The following is a 14,000-nucleotide window of genomic DNA, read 5'->3' as shown; positions in this document are numbered from 1 at the left end:
TATCATGCCGGATTAAATCCATAGAAACTTGTATCTTTTTTCGTCAGTACCTATTAATTATCTTGAACAGGCATCATCCCTCATTAGAAATCTTTATTCAACAAATATCCTGTTTGAAATGGTATCTCAATAGATCAATATTATAATCAAAAAGCTGTCTTGTAATCAAAAAGCTGTCATCTTCTTTTGCTCAGTTCTACAAGTCTTACACTAAAGAACTTCCAGGGGTTATAACAAGATTTGAGATGTGGAATCTTCATTTATATGGAGAGGGTCATGAGTTTTATATATAAAAAAGTAATACTCAAGACCATATTTCATTGAACCGCTATTTACTGTTAGGCTTATTGACCACATATAGAGACGAAAGCAATATGAAAACAGTAATATATAAAAATCAAGGTTTTAAAAAGAATCAGTTTCCTTTTTTCTTATGGGTAGAAAAGATCACGATTTATCATCCTAGGGCTTAACGCGTGAAACTTTTATTTCAAATTTTATCTTTGTGCAAATTTCTGGAACAAAAAGGTGAATATTATGTTTTCCAAGTCAGAGTTCAGAGAAGTAGTAAAGTCTATGGGTCTTGTTTTTGGAGATATTGGGACAAGCCCCATTTATACTTTGACCGTTATTTTCCTTCTAACAAGACCTACACACACTCACATCATAGGAGTTTTATCGTTAATTATCTGGACACTTATCGTACTTGTGACTATGGAATACGCCTGGCTTGCAATGAGTCTGGGTAAAAAAGGGGAAGGAGGTACAATAGTCTTAAAAGAAATACTCGTTCCTCTGCTCAAGTCAAGTAGGAATGTAGCTCTGGTCACATTGTTAGCTTATATAGGAACATCTTTCCTCATGGGAGATGGAGTAATTACCCCTGCAATAAGTATTCTGAGCGCAGTCGAGGGTTTGCGAATCATTCCTCAGTTCGAAAACATAGGTCAGGGAACTATTATACTTATTTCTGCCGTAATTGCAATAGCACTTTTTTCAGTTCAGAGCAAAGGAATAGAAAAAATTACATGGGTTTTTGGACCTATAATGGTTCTATGGTTTGCAGCTATCGGATTTTCAGGTGTCGCCTCTATTTTCTATACACCAGAAGTACTTAAAGCCATCAATCCTTATTATGCTATCAGGTTCCTTCTGGATAACGGGATTATAGGATTTTTTGTACTATCCGAAGTCATCCTGTGCGCTACAGGAGGTGAAGCATTATATGCTGATATGGGACACCTGGGAAGAGAGCCTATCTTAAAAGCCTGGAGATTCGTATTTGTAGCATTGGTTTTAAATTATCTCGGGCAGGGTGCATTTCTTATCCGAAACCCGGGTTCGACAAATTTTTTGTATCAGATGATAAACCAGCAGGCAAACATTTTTTATATTCCGTTCCTCCTCCTGAGCATCGTAGCTACAATTATCGCTTCTCAGGCTATGATAAGTAGCATGTTCTCTATAGTATATCAGGGAATAACAACCCGGATAATTCCAATGCTGAAGATTGATTACACCTCCGGGGTATTTAAGTCCCAAATCTACATAAGTACCGTAAACTGGTTACTCCTCGTTGCTGTATTATTTATGATGCTTATATTCAGAGAATCGAACAGACTTGCAGCTGCATACGGCCTGGCAGTTACAGGAACCATGTCTATTACGGGCATAATGATGACTTCGATATTTTATCACAGAAAAAACATAACCAAAGCTATTATTTCGCTATTTATAACGTTTATTGATGTAGTGTTCCTTCTCTCAAATAGCTATAAAATCCCTCACGGAGGTTACTGGTCAGTCATCATAGCACTTTTCATCCTCTCTCTTATACTTATATACACGTCGGGACAAAAGAAGCTGTATAAGTTGATGAAGCTAATGAAGTCCAAAGATTTTCTTGAAAAATACAGGCAGGTCTATGCTACTCAAAATAAAATTATGGGGACTGCCCTCTTCTTTACACGCGACATTGAAAGAATTCCCCAGTATATTTCCCATGTAATGTTTAAAAACAACATCATTTACGAAAACAACATTTTTATTTCCATTATCAAGTCAGACAGTCCTTTCGGAATAGAAACCTCGTTCACAAAAGAACCGGCAAAAGGGTTAAAAATTTTGGAGATACGAGCAGGATATATGGAGATTGTTGATGTTGAAAAGATCCTTAAAGACCAGGGCATTGGTGAAAAAACCATCTTCTACGGAGTAGAAGATATCTTTACCAATAATATAATCTGGAGAATCTTTTCCATAATTAAAAAAGTATCGCCTTCCTTTGTCCAGTTTTACAAGCTCCCTACTGATGAACTGCATGGGGTTATGACAAGGTTCGAAATGTAAAAAAGGATTAAAAACTGACATATACATTTCTGGCCTTCAACCTGGATTTAAGACGAAAATACATCCGCATGAAATTAGGGTAGTGATCAGAAACCTTAGTTTCATGATTCTCTTTTTTTCTCGTGATCACACATTGCATTGCAGCAACTGAAGATAGATCCTTGTCTATTATAAGGCCGGAAGCCGAAGTGTCAATACGAGCAAACTTTTGGTAAACGCAGGCTACACAAACGTCAATAATATAGAGGGTGGGAATCATCCTAGATAGACGCAGGATATCTGGTTGTAAGCAGTTTTGTGAAGGAGTTTGAATGTGCAAGATAACTCAACCAAAAATGCTCATAACAAAAGTCAACACCAAACTCGGTTGCCTTAAAAAAGAGAAGAGTCTTAAAGTTATAGAAAAAGTCGACTATTTACGGTTTTTATCGAGAAAATAGAAGTTAACGCAGGCTGAATTTTGGAGAGCAAAATGACCTGCTCCATGAATCCACAAGCCATCTTAAAGGCCTCATATGATTCGTGGCTTATGCAGTTGCCTGTGGAACAGGCAACTTTTGATTTTTGTACACTCAGAATTATAAAACTGTTCTCATAAGTAATTTTATAAGTTCTGTTTGGCATATTTTCATATGCTTATAATATTTTTATATAGGTTGCATATTTTTACATACGTTGCATATTTTTACATACGTTGCATATTTTTACATACGTTGCATATTTTTACATACGTTGCATATTTTTATATTAACGTCTTTTTAAGATAAATGCCGCTACTAATACGAATACCAGGCTCGTCAGTCTAAATCCAGGTAAGGATTCTTCTACAGGATACGATTTTGTTTCGACCTTTATAGGTAGATTAAGCGTATAATCTTCGGCATTTTCAGTATCTTCCCCAAAATAATAAACCACCCTTCCCTCAACATTAAAGTCTCCAGGCTGGTTGGTTTCAATCCTTACTTCAATGTCCCTGCCCTGTCCGGGTTCAAGCTCGTAGGTTGTCGTATACTGTCCTGCACCAGACTGGACAAACTCCGAGGAAGAGACGCTCATTCCTGAAGGTGGAATTATTATGACCTGGACGTGCATGACAGGTTTTGTGATAAGATTAACGGCTGAAAGCTTGAGCAGAATGTCTTCTCCAGAAACAACCCTAGTCTTTTCACCGTGAAGATTGACACTTGCAGAGGGCGGTGCAGCAGATTTTGAATTTTCAGTTGATCCTGAACTTTCCAAAGCCTCTTTTTTTACAGGTTCGTGTTGTACATATGTGTTATTCTCTACTATAGTGTACTCTGAATGTTCGATATGATACGAATTTCCTGTGCGATGCGAAGAATCGTTCTCTATATCCTCTGCGACTCCTATATCTCCTGAAGTTTGATTTTCAGTACCTTCGGTTCCGACATCCTCATCCACTGAAGACTGATTTTCCGGGTTATCGGAGGACACGGTTTCGTTATTTTCCGAGTAATTTGTTTCGGTTGCCTCGATTGATTTCACTCTTGTATCTTTTGAAGAATTTGTTTCGGTTTCATCATCAGGTTCTATTTCCGTATTTTCCGAGAGATTTGTTTCGGTCTCTTCATCAGATGTTATCTCCGTATTTTTAGTGGGCTGAGTTCCTTCGCTTTCGGACTCATTATTTTCTGAGCTTTGCATGTCTGCATTTTCAGAGGATTTTAACTGCTCATCGGAGTCTTGAACCTCCTCTAAAGACTGCTTTTCTTCTGAAACCTCTGTTTTATTCTCGTAAGAATTTGCCGAAATATCAGATGACGCACATACACATGAAATGTTACTTACCAGGAAACAACCAATCAAGAGATAAACTATTAGAGTTTTTAAAATAGCCCTCTCAGACATTCTATCACCTTTTTTGGGCTTGCCGTCTGTAAATATCCGGTATAAGCTTAAATGAAAGGTTTCTCTGGATTACGGATGCCTTTCTTAACTACAAAAATTTAAAAAAGGAAAAATGTATGTATTTTCCCCGCAATCGCGTTTAAACGCTTTTTTAACCTGATTTTACTTCCTTTTAATAGCATAAACTCCTAAAAGGCCTATAGCTGCAATTAATATTCCAAATCCGGGAGCGCTAAATGAACCCTGTCCTTCAGCTTTTACTCCTCCAGTCTCTTTGGTTTCGGTATCTCCATTATCATCAGAACTGGGAGCTTCTTCGGGATTTTCGGAAGCTTCATTGACTTCAAAGGGATGGCTGAGTGAAATAGGGTTGTAACTGTCTTTATTGTCTCCAGGCCAGTAGAGACCACTGAAATGTACCGTATAGGAGCCTACTTTATCTCCTTTGAGATCAATAGAAATTGTTCGAGCGCTTCCTGGGGGCACTGAAAATGTTCCGTAAGCTGTACCTGCTGCACCGGTCTGAGCAAAATCCTGTCCATATACATGAATTCCAGAGGGTACGCTAATCCTTGCATCCACATTCAGAGTCACATCATTGAGGGATGGATTATCAACATAGAGTTCAACAAGGCCATCTTCGTCTTTGGTTATGACATCATTAACCGGCCTCAATACAACAGTCGGTCCCACCCTGAACTTCTGTTCAGCCACAGGAGTTTCTGCCGCAGGTTCATTCTGGTTTATGGACTCATTCTGGCTTATGTTGCATGTCTGATTTTGTGATGCGGATTGATTAGTAGATTTATTGACACATTCGTTGGTCTTTAAAACCTTTGATGCCGTTTCATTTACTACTGGGTTATCGGCTGCACCGGCAACAGTAATTGAGAGTACAGCCCCAAAAATAAAAATCGACATAAATAGCATGAGCAAATATTTTTTCAATTTTGATACCTCCTTTCAGGGGTATTAAATTACCTGTACAATAGCTTTTTGAAATAATTTTTTTTAAAATTCTCATTGTTGATTTTTACAGAGAAAAGTTTACTTTAAATCAATATTTTCCAGCACGTAATGAGCATCTTTGTTTAATTTATTTTCGGATTTTTTTGAGAATATCCTAAATATCCCATGCACATTTCACAGTAATGGCAGATGATAAATGTGATTTAATGTGACAGTATTTTAAGTATGTACCTTTTCCCAAGAGATTTACAGTTTTGTAGTCATTTTTTTCTGCAGTATTTGTACACCTGGCTCCCTGCGTTTCTGTGAATATTTATCTCATACACAGATGCAAACATTCAAATAAAATTTAGTTAAAATTTCAAACCACAAATTATATCTATATAAAATAATGTGATTGATTAATCAAAATTTTATGACTGAAGCATATAAATTGAAAACCGAATGACTTGATCCTGGCTTTATATGCCGTTCCTGGTGATAAACGATTCCTACGTTATCATGTCTTCAGGTCTTGGTTTTTAGCCTTATGGACTTGCTTTTTACTGTTTTACGCTACCACAATTTGAAGTCAAAACTGAAAATTAGCCCGCCTGGCTTTACAAAAATATGGATTCTCGAGTCTAGAACCTAACTCGGGAATCTTACAAAGGTGAGAAGATGAAGACCCAAGTAGCACCATTAACGATCAACACTGAAAATAAAACCGAGACCCTATTTACTCAATCAGATAAACTGGGGGTTTTTTTCCATAATCCTGCTTTGTTCCAAGTACCGGGTATGTACTCTCCCTTAGTGAAAAGCAATAGGGTTGGCCTTGTTTGCGGCGATGTGGCAGAGTATAAGCTTAAGATAAAGGTTGGATCCAAAGAATATGACTACATTGTACTCACCAACTATGTAAAAGAAAAGAGCGTCTGGAGCACAGCTCAAAATAAAAATTTAATAATCCTGCCCGGGCAGGCTTTGACTGAAAGTTTCTATTCCGATATGGCAATATACTATGCTCAGCTAGGATACAGTACATATATTCTGGATCGAAGAGAGACAAATGTTCCGGTAAATGAGACCGATTTCAGTTACATGAAAAACTGGACCATTGACAATTACCTGAATGATACATACAACGGCATCGCTGTGTCGAAAATTCATACAGCTTTCCTGAGTGATAAAGCGGCAGAGGAGATCGAAGTTACGGCAATTGGCCACAGTCATGGAGCTTTGATCCTTACCGCTTACGGAGCTAGCAAATACCAAAACCTTGTTTTAGGTTCGGTTAGCAGAATGGTACCTGTTGATATCATTATTAAGTACGAGCCTAAACATTCGGAGTTAATAAGAGCTCAGGCACAGGAATTTGATACTATCTCCAGATGTTTGGAAAACAGGGTCTATAACGGCAGCAATATGGCTTTCATGATGCAGATAGCCAGTATGGCTTTAACCGATCCTGACCGAGAATCTGTTTTTCAACCTGACCTTACAAACATACAATTTTTCCGGCTTATAGCTACTCAGACTCATACATTCAATGCATATCCCTATACTCCGAATTATCACTACTGGAGCGGAGATCTGGACGGCCTTTACTATGTTGATGAAAACAGGTTACTTAACTTGACCTTAACCGGAGGGGCTGTTCCTTACGCACCTAAGCATCTGGATCTTTATATGGCCGGACTGATGGGAAATGTGAAAGGCTATAAGATTGACTTTTCAAGAATAAGCTCACCTGTTCTTTATATAGGGCTTGGGGGAGGTTTCAGTGACTACGGTTCCTGGTGGTACAAAAACGAAGTCGGAAAAATAAATGATAAGGTTACTTCCATAAGCTGGAAGAACCAGGGTCACGGTAGCATAGCCCTTGATTATAATTCTCGTGATTTATGGGTAATTATACACAACTGGATAATGAGTAATTAGTTCTGAAAAATAAGAAACATTAGTTCTGAAAAATAAAAACCTGGAAGGAAAAAATCTGGAAAAAATATTCAATGTCTTAATAGCTTACCGACTCAAAACTAGCAGGGTTTATAAAAAAATTAGATATAAATGAAATTAAGGGTATTGGTAAAAGAGGGGAAAAGAGGGAGATAAAATTAATGGAGAACATGTTCAGATTTGCGGATGAACTTGGGCCATTTAAGATCATCCATGTTTACGAACCGTCTGCTGACCTGAAAGCGGTTCTTGTCGTGGACAATATAGCACGAGGGCCTGCTATTGGAGGGGTCAGGATGGCCCCGGATATAAGTACTGAAGAATGTTTCAGGCTGGCAAGAACCATGACCCTTAAGAATGCGGCTGCAGATCTTCCTCATGGGGGCGGTAAGGTTGTCATCTACGGGGATCCGCGAATGCCGCAGGAAAAGAAAAGCCAGATGCTTAGAGCACTTGCCAGTGCCCTCAGGTATGAGGAAGAATATATCTTCGCCCCTGACATGGGAACAGACGAAATCTGCATGGCCTGCATAAAAGATGAGATCGGAAGGGTGGTAGGCCTTCCCTGCGAGGTTGGAGGAATTCCTCTGGATGAAGTAGGAGCCACAGGTTGGGGGCTTGCGCAGGCTACCGAAGTGGCATTGCAGTACTGTGACTTCGAGCTGAAGGATGCCCGCGTGGTTGTTCAGGGCTTCGGAGCAGTTGGGAGACATGCTGCTCGCTTCCTTACACAGAGAGGAGCGATTATCGTAGGAGCCGCTGACTCCAGAGGTACGGTTTATGATCCCTATGGTCTTGATGTGGATACCCTGATCATGCTTAAGAAAGAAGGAAAAAGTGTGATTGAATACCCTGGAGGAAAAAAGCTTGACAGTAATGCCGTTATTGCCATTCCCTGCGATATCTGGATTCCAGCAGCCCGTCCGGACGTGATCAACGAGAATAATGTTCATCTTTTGGACGCTAAACTGATTATTGAGGGAGCAAACATTCCGATCACAGGAAAAGCTGAAAAAATCCTCTACGAGGCAGGTATTCTCTACATCCCGGATTTTATCGCAAACGCAGGCGGCGTGATCTGTGCTGCTGCAGAGTATCAGGGAGCCACACAGTACGCAGCTTTCGGGTCAATTGAAGAAAAAGTTAGAAAAAACACGGCTCAGATACTGGAAACTGCAAAAAAGAAAGGAATCCTCCCAAGGGAAGCTGCAGTCCAGCTTGCCGTAAAACGAGTTAAGCAAGCTATGGCGTACAGGCGCTGGTCGATCTTTTCTTCGGCGCCGGGCTTTGTGTAACCTGCCGGATTTGTGTAAGCTTTATGTGAGATTCCAATTTATCACTCCTTACTTTTTAAGTTAGTTAGTTAGGGTTTCTGAACTCCAGGTTATTCAGGATTTCTGAACCTCAGATCAATTTTCAGTTTATTTTCCCTCCGCACAGTACCACTGCCGCCCTGACCGCGCTCTCCGGGGTAAAAAAGACCGGCATTCCAATAGCTATAAAAGCCGAAGCCATTTCCCTGCTGAATCTTCCACCCGGTGAACATATTAGGACTGGTTTTGCACAATTACTGGCAAAAGCTCTGATTTTTTCCGCGACCCCTTTGGAAAGAAGAGGCGGACCCCATAGCAGGCTCACTATTGCAAGGTCATATTCTTCACCAAAAGCTTCCTGTAGAGCATCAACGTAGTGTTCGTCCTTTACGCTGCCTGTCAGATCAACAGGATTTCTTACGGAAGCAAAAGTAGGGAGTTTCTTCCTCAGTTTGCTAACAGCTTCTATGGAAATATCAGGAACCCTGAGCCCAGCCTCTTCACAGGCATCAGCGATGGAAATTCCAATCCCTCCTCCGTCAGTTATTATGAGGACCCTTTTCCCTTTTACCAGCGGATACCTGTTCAGGACTTTGCAGGCGTCTTTTAATGCTTCATAGCTCTCAACTTCTATTATACCTGCTTTTCTGAAAGCGGCTTCATAAGCCTCATATCTCCCGCTGACAGCCCCTGTATGAGAACTCGCGGCTTTTGCGCCTGGCTCCCGTTTTCCGACTTTGAGAGCCACTACCGGCTTCTTTTGCACACATCTGGAAGCAGCAGCAAGGAACCTGCGTCCGTTTTCAACATCCTCAATATAAAGAGCAACGGCTTTTGTTGCTTCGTCTCCTGCCAGGAATTCAAGGCAGTCACTTTCGTCCACATCCACTTTATTTCCATAACTTACTACCCGTGCAACCCCTGCTCCCTCGTTTGCCATTTCGTCCATAATCATAGCGGCAAAAGAGCCACTCTGAGTAAGTACCGAAACCCCACCTTTTGAAGGTCTTTCGACCTTATCGCTGCTTATAAAAAATGTATCCACTTTTGAAGCTGTATCGTAGATCCCAAGGCAATTCGGCCCCATAGCCCGGATCTTTTTAGTTTTTAAAATCTCTTTCAGGCGGACTTCCATTTCCTTTTCTTCAGGTCCAATTTCCCTAAAACCTGAACTGACAATTATTGCTCCTTTTATATTTTCCACAGGGCCATTGAGGATTTCAAGGACAGTAGAAGCTGGAACTGCAAAAATTGCAATGTCTATTTTGTCCTTTATCTCGTTCGAAGCCGGATAACATTTAAGCCCCCTGATTTCCTGGTAACCCGGATTTATGGGATATATATTTCCCTGAAACCCCATTTTCAGGAGGTTTTCCAGGATTGTGCAGGAAAGTTTTTCAGGGTTTGGTGAGGCCCCTATCAGAGCTATGCTTTCAGGCTTGAAGAAAAAGTCAATTTGTTCTTCAGTGGTCATTAATGGCCTTCCGAATTATATTCAGATTATATTCAGATTATATTCAGATTATATTTTAGAGCTTAAATATTTACACATAACAAACTCCGATTTTATAAAACAGAAAAGAAGCAAAATCTGGAAAAATTTGATTGGATAAAGAGAAGCTCATTACAAAACCTTTAAAGGACATTTAAAGGACATTTAGAGGACATTTAACTGCTACAAGCATAGATAAACTGGACGAGTGGAGGTCCCACTGCCTTTGTCAATGCCCTTGTTTTTTCTCGCATATTTACGTTTTAGGATTCTCGTTACTTAGTTACGGTTTAGTGCTCACAGTACATGCAAATAGCCTTTTCGCATTCTTCATTCTGGAATTTCCACTTCAGCCCCCAGCGTTTAATTTCCTGTATTATTTTCACGAAATCCATTCCGCTTTCGGTCAGGTAATACTCAGATTTAGGAGGATTTGTGGAATGATCAACCTTCTTTTCAATCATGCCTTCAGTTTCCAGCTCTGTCAGTCTTTCAGAGAGAATTTTGGGTGTTATGTAGCCGAGTTTCCTTTTGAGCTCATTAAAGCGCTTTTCCCTTTTTTCCCCCTTGTACAGCTCCAGAAGGATATGAATTGTCCATCTTTTCCCTATGATATTCATGGTCTTGTAGACTGTGCAGTCTTTCATAGTATAAACATAGAAACTGTCAAATATATAAATTAATATCTCTAATATACTAGTATTAAAAGAATATTAGTATATAACATATTTTATAAAACAAAATTGTATTAATTTCCTGTAAAAGTTTTCCTGTATCTGGCAAAACATAAAAGTGGATCTATACTCAAGAGACGGAACTCGAGAGTGGGATGCGGGCTATATTGTCAGAACTGCCGGAAAATTAACCCGATCGGAAATTTGCAAAGTATGGAGAGTGTGATAACCATGAAAGACAACTTACCGGAAAAAGGTGCAATCGTTCAGAGAGACCGTGAAACCTATGCAATCGCCCCTCATATCCCAGGAGGAATTGCGGACCCTAACACCCTCAGGAAGATAGCCGACGTTGCAGAAAAATATGGAGCTGCTGCCCTTAAGATGACTTCTGCCCAGAGGATTGCAATCGTGGGTCTAAAGGAGGAAGACCTTGATAATGCATGGGCTGATCTGGACATGAAACCCGGCGCAGCTGTAGGGCTTTGCGTAAGAAGTGTAAAGTTCTGTCCCGGGACTACTTTCTGCAAGCAAGGAAAACAGGATGCTGTAGGTCTAGGTCTTAAACTGGATGAAAAATACCACGGAATGTCGATGCCTTCCAAGTTCAAGATGGCAGTTTCCGGTTGTCCGAACTCTTGCTCTGAGCCTGCAATTAAGGACATAGGGGTAATGGGTACTGCTAAAGGATATACCCTGATGGTAGGAGGTGCTGCAGCTGCAAGTCCAAGACTTGCCGAGGTTGTTGCAAAAAACCTGTCAGAAGAGGAAGTTCTTGACACAATCGATAGAATTGTTACTTTCTATAAAAGCTCTGGCACGAAAAAGAGGCTTGGAAAGTTCATTGAAGGCATGGGACTTGAGAGTTTTAAATCCCAGGTAGGCCTGTAAAACCAGATAAGTTTGCATGTGTCATTTACAGCTCTTAAATTGCTTTATTCAGCATTGAGTGCTTTCGGATCTGTTCCCATTCAAAATGTTTCCCCTGTAAACTCTTAACCAAATCTTAAACCAAGACAAATCCAGAGTTTCAGGGATTGAAATTCATAACACTTTTCAAAGTAGTGGGAAAACTTATACCGACCAGGCATATATGGGACGGATATCATAATAACATATACTATAATAACATATACTATAGATGGATATCAGAATGGCATACATGATAGACGGATTTAGAATAATATATACTATAGACGGATATCAGAATGACATACATGATAAACGGATTCAGAGTAACATATATAATATAAAGCGTAATCAAAAACATCCGAACGATTCTCATAAACCTGGTCGGTATAATACTAAGGCACGGTGTTAAGGCATAATGCTAGGTCAAAGCATAATGCCGAAAAATAAAAAAATATGGTCAAAAGGGGAGAATTAATGAAAGTTACCGAGATGAAATCCTCACCTGAAAAACCGAACCCTCACAATGTGAGTGTCCGGATGCTCTACAATACCGAACACGCCCAGGCGGTACATATAGAGCTTAAGCCAGGGGAAGCTTTAAAAAAGCATATGACTCCCACAGATGTCTTTTTCTACATTCTTGAAGGAAAAGGTATTGTTGAAATTGGCGATGAACAACAGGAAGTTAGCCGGGATATGCTGATTGAGAGCCCTGCAAGAATTCCCCATCGTCTTCTGAATCCGGGAGATGGGATTTTCAGGGTACTGGTCGTAAAGGCACCAAGACAAACCGAAGCTACACGTATGCTCTAAATGTAAAGCAAATGTAAGAACGGCTGTCGAAATGGTTCAAAGCGAGGCATAAATGGAAGAAAACGCAAAACCTACAAAAATAGCGGTTGTGCGCTGTGAAATTGTCTCGGAAACCTGTCCGGGAGTAGGCTGCTTTAAAGCTTTCAACGAAAGAAAGTCACACTTTGAGGCCTACAATGAAAACACTCAGATGATAGCCTTTTTCACGTGTGGAGGCTGTTCGGGCAGAAGAGTGTACCGTCTGGTAAATACCCTCAAAAAGTATGGCCTTGATGCTGTACACCTCAGCTCCTGTATGCTTATGGAAGACACTTATTCTAAGTGCCCTAACCTTGATAATATAAAAAAGACGATTCAGGATGCAGGAATAAAGATTGTGGAAGGTACTCATCACTGAAGATAAGTTACTATTGAAGATAGTTAACTATTGAAAATAACTTACTATTGAAGACAATTCACTATTGAAGACAATTCACTATAAAAGATAAGTTACTATTGAAGATAGTTCACTATTGAAGATAGTTCACTATTGAAAATAACTTACTATTGAAGATAAGTTACTATTGAAGACAAATCACTAGTGAAGACAAATCACCACCAAAGACAACTTTTGATAAAAAGATTTATAGGCAAGAAGTACGTCAAAAGTCGAGCAGATAAACGCGCAAATGAGGGAAATCGGTCTAGAGGGAAATATGTTTACAGAAGAAAACAAGGCAATAGTTCGCCGATTTTTTGAAAAAGGCCCTTCTAAAGGAAATATAAGTGCTGCTGACGAGTTACTATCACCTGACTTTGCTATACATATTCCTTTTCTTTCTTCTACGGGAGTCGAGGGAATAAATGAACTAATCACTGCATGTAGGGCAGCCTTAGAACACCTAAATGTTACAGTTGAGGATATGATTGCAAAGGATAATGCCGTTACTGCGCGTTTTACAGATCGCAGTGTACCAGAGGTAGTTTCATGGGATTCCCGGCTACAGACAAGCTGATAACCATGAATGGAATAGAGATTTTCCGTATTAAGGACGGTAAGACTCATGAGTTGTGGAGTGAAGCTAATCTTCTTGGTCTGACGCAATAGCTAGGGATTGTTTCCGCACCTGGAAACGAGAGTTAAACTTTATCAGGTGCACGGTATCGTTTTTATGTTTCTTGCATTTAAAATTCTATGATAAAAATTGTATTAAAATTCTATGATGAAAATATAACTTATGAATAAACTAGGGTAATAAAATGAGCCATGATATAACTCGAGACAGGAATATTGAAGAAGATGAAAATTACGAAGGTGCGGACCTTGAGCTTCGTGACATTCCCCTTCCAAACACGGACAATATTCTGTATTCGATATTAAATTCCTTAAACCATAATATTGCAAACTTTTATGCTTACACGAAGTTCAAAGACTATATATCTGAAAAGACCCTGGATATGGAACTGCTCCAGAGAAGCATGAGCATCCACAGGGATTTTTCAGCTCTGTTCCTGCACACAAAAGAAGAGCTGGTACTTGTTTATCCTGATTTTCTGGAAAAAGCTGAAAAGCTGTTGTTCAAAGGAGATACAGGCACGGACTTTATAAATTATACTCGCAAACTGTGCAAATTAATAGGCGACTATAAGAAAATACTGTACAGAGAAGGATATTTGCCGGACCTTTGA

At 39.8% G+C, this 14,000-nt stretch carries 13 protein-coding genes; 9 read left to right on the top strand and 4 right to left on the bottom strand.

Going from position 1 to position 14,000, the window contains the following annotated elements; all coding sequences use genetic code 11:
- Window positions 1–537: 537 nt before the first annotated feature.
- Window positions 538–2,349: a KUP/HAK/KT family potassium transporter gene (locus MSBRM_RS04930; protein WP_048119324.1), complete on the top strand. Its 1,812-nt coding sequence runs from the start codon at window positions 538–540 to the stop codon at window positions 2,347–2,349.
- Between the two features lie 747 nt (window positions 2,350–3,096).
- On the opposite strand, the gene MSBRM_RS04925 is transcribed toward MSBRM_RS04930, so the two are convergent.
- Entirely contained in the window at window positions 3,097–4,218 is a 1,122-nt protein-coding gene (locus tag MSBRM_RS04925) for a COG1361 family protein (RefSeq protein ID WP_048154861.1), read from the bottom strand.
- A 162-nt stretch (window positions 4,219–4,380) separates the two neighbouring features.
- Window positions 4,381–5,166 (bottom strand): PGF-CTERM sorting domain-containing protein, encoded by a 786-nt coding sequence (locus MSBRM_RS04920; protein WP_048154858.1) that lies wholly within the window; start codon window positions 5,164–5,166, stop codon window positions 4,381–4,383.
- A gap of 681 nt (window positions 5,167–5,847) precedes the next feature.
- Between MSBRM_RS04920 and MSBRM_RS04915 the strand changes: the two genes are divergently transcribed.
- Both MSBRM_RS04915 and MSBRM_RS04910 read left to right on the top strand, forming a co-directional pair.
- Window positions 5,848–7,110, top strand: a complete 1,263-nt coding sequence (locus tag MSBRM_RS04915) for a hypothetical protein (RefSeq protein ID WP_048154855.1) — start codon at window positions 5,848–5,850, stop codon at window positions 7,108–7,110.
- A gap of 179 nt (window positions 7,111–7,289) precedes the next feature.
- On the top strand, window positions 7,290–8,423 hold the full coding sequence (locus tag MSBRM_RS04910) for a Glu/Leu/Phe/Val family dehydrogenase (RefSeq protein WP_230669052.1): 1,134 nt from the start codon (window positions 7,290–7,292) through the stop codon (window positions 8,421–8,423).
- A 121-nt stretch (window positions 8,424–8,544) separates the two neighbouring features.
- On the opposite strand, the gene MSBRM_RS04905 is transcribed toward MSBRM_RS04910, so the two are convergent.
- Both MSBRM_RS04905 and MSBRM_RS04900 read right to left on the bottom strand, forming a co-directional pair.
- Window positions 8,545–9,915, bottom strand: coding sequence for an acetate--CoA ligase family protein (locus MSBRM_RS04905; RefSeq protein WP_048154850.1), 1,371 nt, complete (start codon window positions 9,913–9,915; stop codon window positions 8,545–8,547).
- A gap of 308 nt (window positions 9,916–10,223) precedes the next feature.
- Entirely contained in the window at window positions 10,224–10,580 is a 357-nt protein-coding gene (locus MSBRM_RS04900) for a winged helix-turn-helix transcriptional regulator (protein ID WP_048119338.1), read from the bottom strand.
- Between the two features lie 258 nt (window positions 10,581–10,838).
- Between MSBRM_RS04900 and MSBRM_RS04895 the strand changes: the two genes are divergently transcribed.
- The 6 genes from MSBRM_RS04895 to MSBRM_RS04875 all read left to right on the top strand — a co-directional run bounded on the left by MSBRM_RS04895 (window position 10,839) and on the right by MSBRM_RS04875 (window position 14,000).
- Window positions 10,839–11,498 carry a nitrite/sulfite reductase domain-containing protein gene (locus MSBRM_RS04895; RefSeq protein ID WP_048119340.1) on the top strand — a complete coding sequence of 220 codons (660 nt, stop codon included), beginning with the start codon at window positions 10,839–10,841 and terminating at the stop codon, window positions 11,496–11,498.
- Window positions 11,499–11,993: 495 nt separating this feature from the next.
- Window positions 11,994–12,332 carry a cupin domain-containing protein gene (locus MSBRM_RS04890; protein WP_048119342.1) on the top strand — a complete coding sequence of 113 codons (339 nt, stop codon included), beginning with the start codon at window positions 11,994–11,996 and terminating at the stop codon, window positions 12,330–12,332.
- 52 nt (window positions 12,333–12,384) lie between these two features.
- Complete coding sequence (locus MSBRM_RS04885; protein ID WP_048119345.1) at window positions 12,385–12,729, top strand: CGGC domain-containing protein; 345 nt, start codon at window positions 12,385–12,387, stop codon at window positions 12,727–12,729.
- Window positions 12,730–13,000: 271 nt separating this feature from the next.
- Complete coding sequence (locus tag MSBRM_RS04880; protein WP_048119348.1) at window positions 13,001–13,327, top strand: ester cyclase; 327 nt, start codon at window positions 13,001–13,003, stop codon at window positions 13,325–13,327.
- Window positions 13,300–13,419 (top strand): nuclear transport factor 2 family protein, encoded by a 120-nt coding sequence (locus tag MSBRM_RS22025; RefSeq protein ID WP_203225601.1) that lies wholly within the window; start codon window positions 13,300–13,302, stop codon window positions 13,417–13,419. Before MSBRM_RS04880 ends, MSBRM_RS22025 begins: the two co-directional genes overlap by 28 nt.
- A gap of 152 nt (window positions 13,420–13,571) precedes the next feature.
- Window positions 13,572–14,000 carry a hypothetical protein gene (locus MSBRM_RS04875; protein WP_048119350.1) on the top strand — a complete coding sequence of 143 codons (429 nt, stop codon included), beginning with the start codon at window positions 13,572–13,574 and terminating at the stop codon, window positions 13,998–14,000.

The sequence above is a fragment of the Methanosarcina barkeri MS genome (genome assembly GCF_000970025.1).
Classification (GTDB): domain Archaea; phylum Halobacteriota; class Methanosarcinia; order Methanosarcinales; family Methanosarcinaceae; genus Methanosarcina; species Methanosarcina barkeri.
The sequence above is the reverse complement of the archived record's forward strand: the minus strand, read 5'-3'. Positions and strand labels throughout refer to the sequence as shown.

Coding starts and splice junctions, on each gene's coding strand:
- MSBRM_RS04895 (WP_048119340.1), top strand. CDS start 10,839: ATGAAAGACAACTTACCGGAAAAAGGTGCAATCGTTCAGAGAGACCGT.
- MSBRM_RS04905 (WP_048154850.1), bottom strand. CDS start 9,915: ATGACCACTGAAGAACAAATTGACTTTTTCTTCAAGCCTGAAAGCATA.
- MSBRM_RS04910 (WP_230669052.1), top strand. CDS start 7,290: ATGGAGAACATGTTCAGATTTGCGGATGAACTTGGGCCATTTAAGATC.
- MSBRM_RS22025 (WP_203225601.1), top strand. CDS start 13,300: ATGGGATTCCCGGCTACAGACAAGCTGATAACCATGAATGGAATAGAG.
- MSBRM_RS04925 (WP_048154861.1), bottom strand. CDS start 4,218: ATGTCTGAGAGGGCTATTTTAAAAACTCTAATAGTTTATCTCTTGATT.
- MSBRM_RS04900 (WP_048119338.1), bottom strand. CDS start 10,580: ATGAAAGACTGCACAGTCTACAAGACCATGAATATCATAGGGAAAAGA.
- MSBRM_RS04915 (WP_048154855.1), top strand. CDS start 5,848: ATGAAGACCCAAGTAGCACCATTAACGATCAACACTGAAAATAAAACC.
- MSBRM_RS04875 (WP_048119350.1), top strand. CDS start 13,572: ATGAGCCATGATATAACTCGAGACAGGAATATTGAAGAAGATGAAAAT.
- MSBRM_RS04890 (WP_048119342.1), top strand. CDS start 11,994: ATGAAAGTTACCGAGATGAAATCCTCACCTGAAAAACCGAACCCTCAC.
- MSBRM_RS04880 (WP_048119348.1), top strand. CDS start 13,001: ATGAGGGAAATCGGTCTAGAGGGAAATATGTTTACAGAAGAAAACAAG.
- MSBRM_RS04885 (WP_048119345.1), top strand. CDS start 12,385: ATGGAAGAAAACGCAAAACCTACAAAAATAGCGGTTGTGCGCTGTGAA.
- MSBRM_RS04930 (WP_048119324.1), top strand. CDS start 538: ATGTTTTCCAAGTCAGAGTTCAGAGAAGTAGTAAAGTCTATGGGTCTT.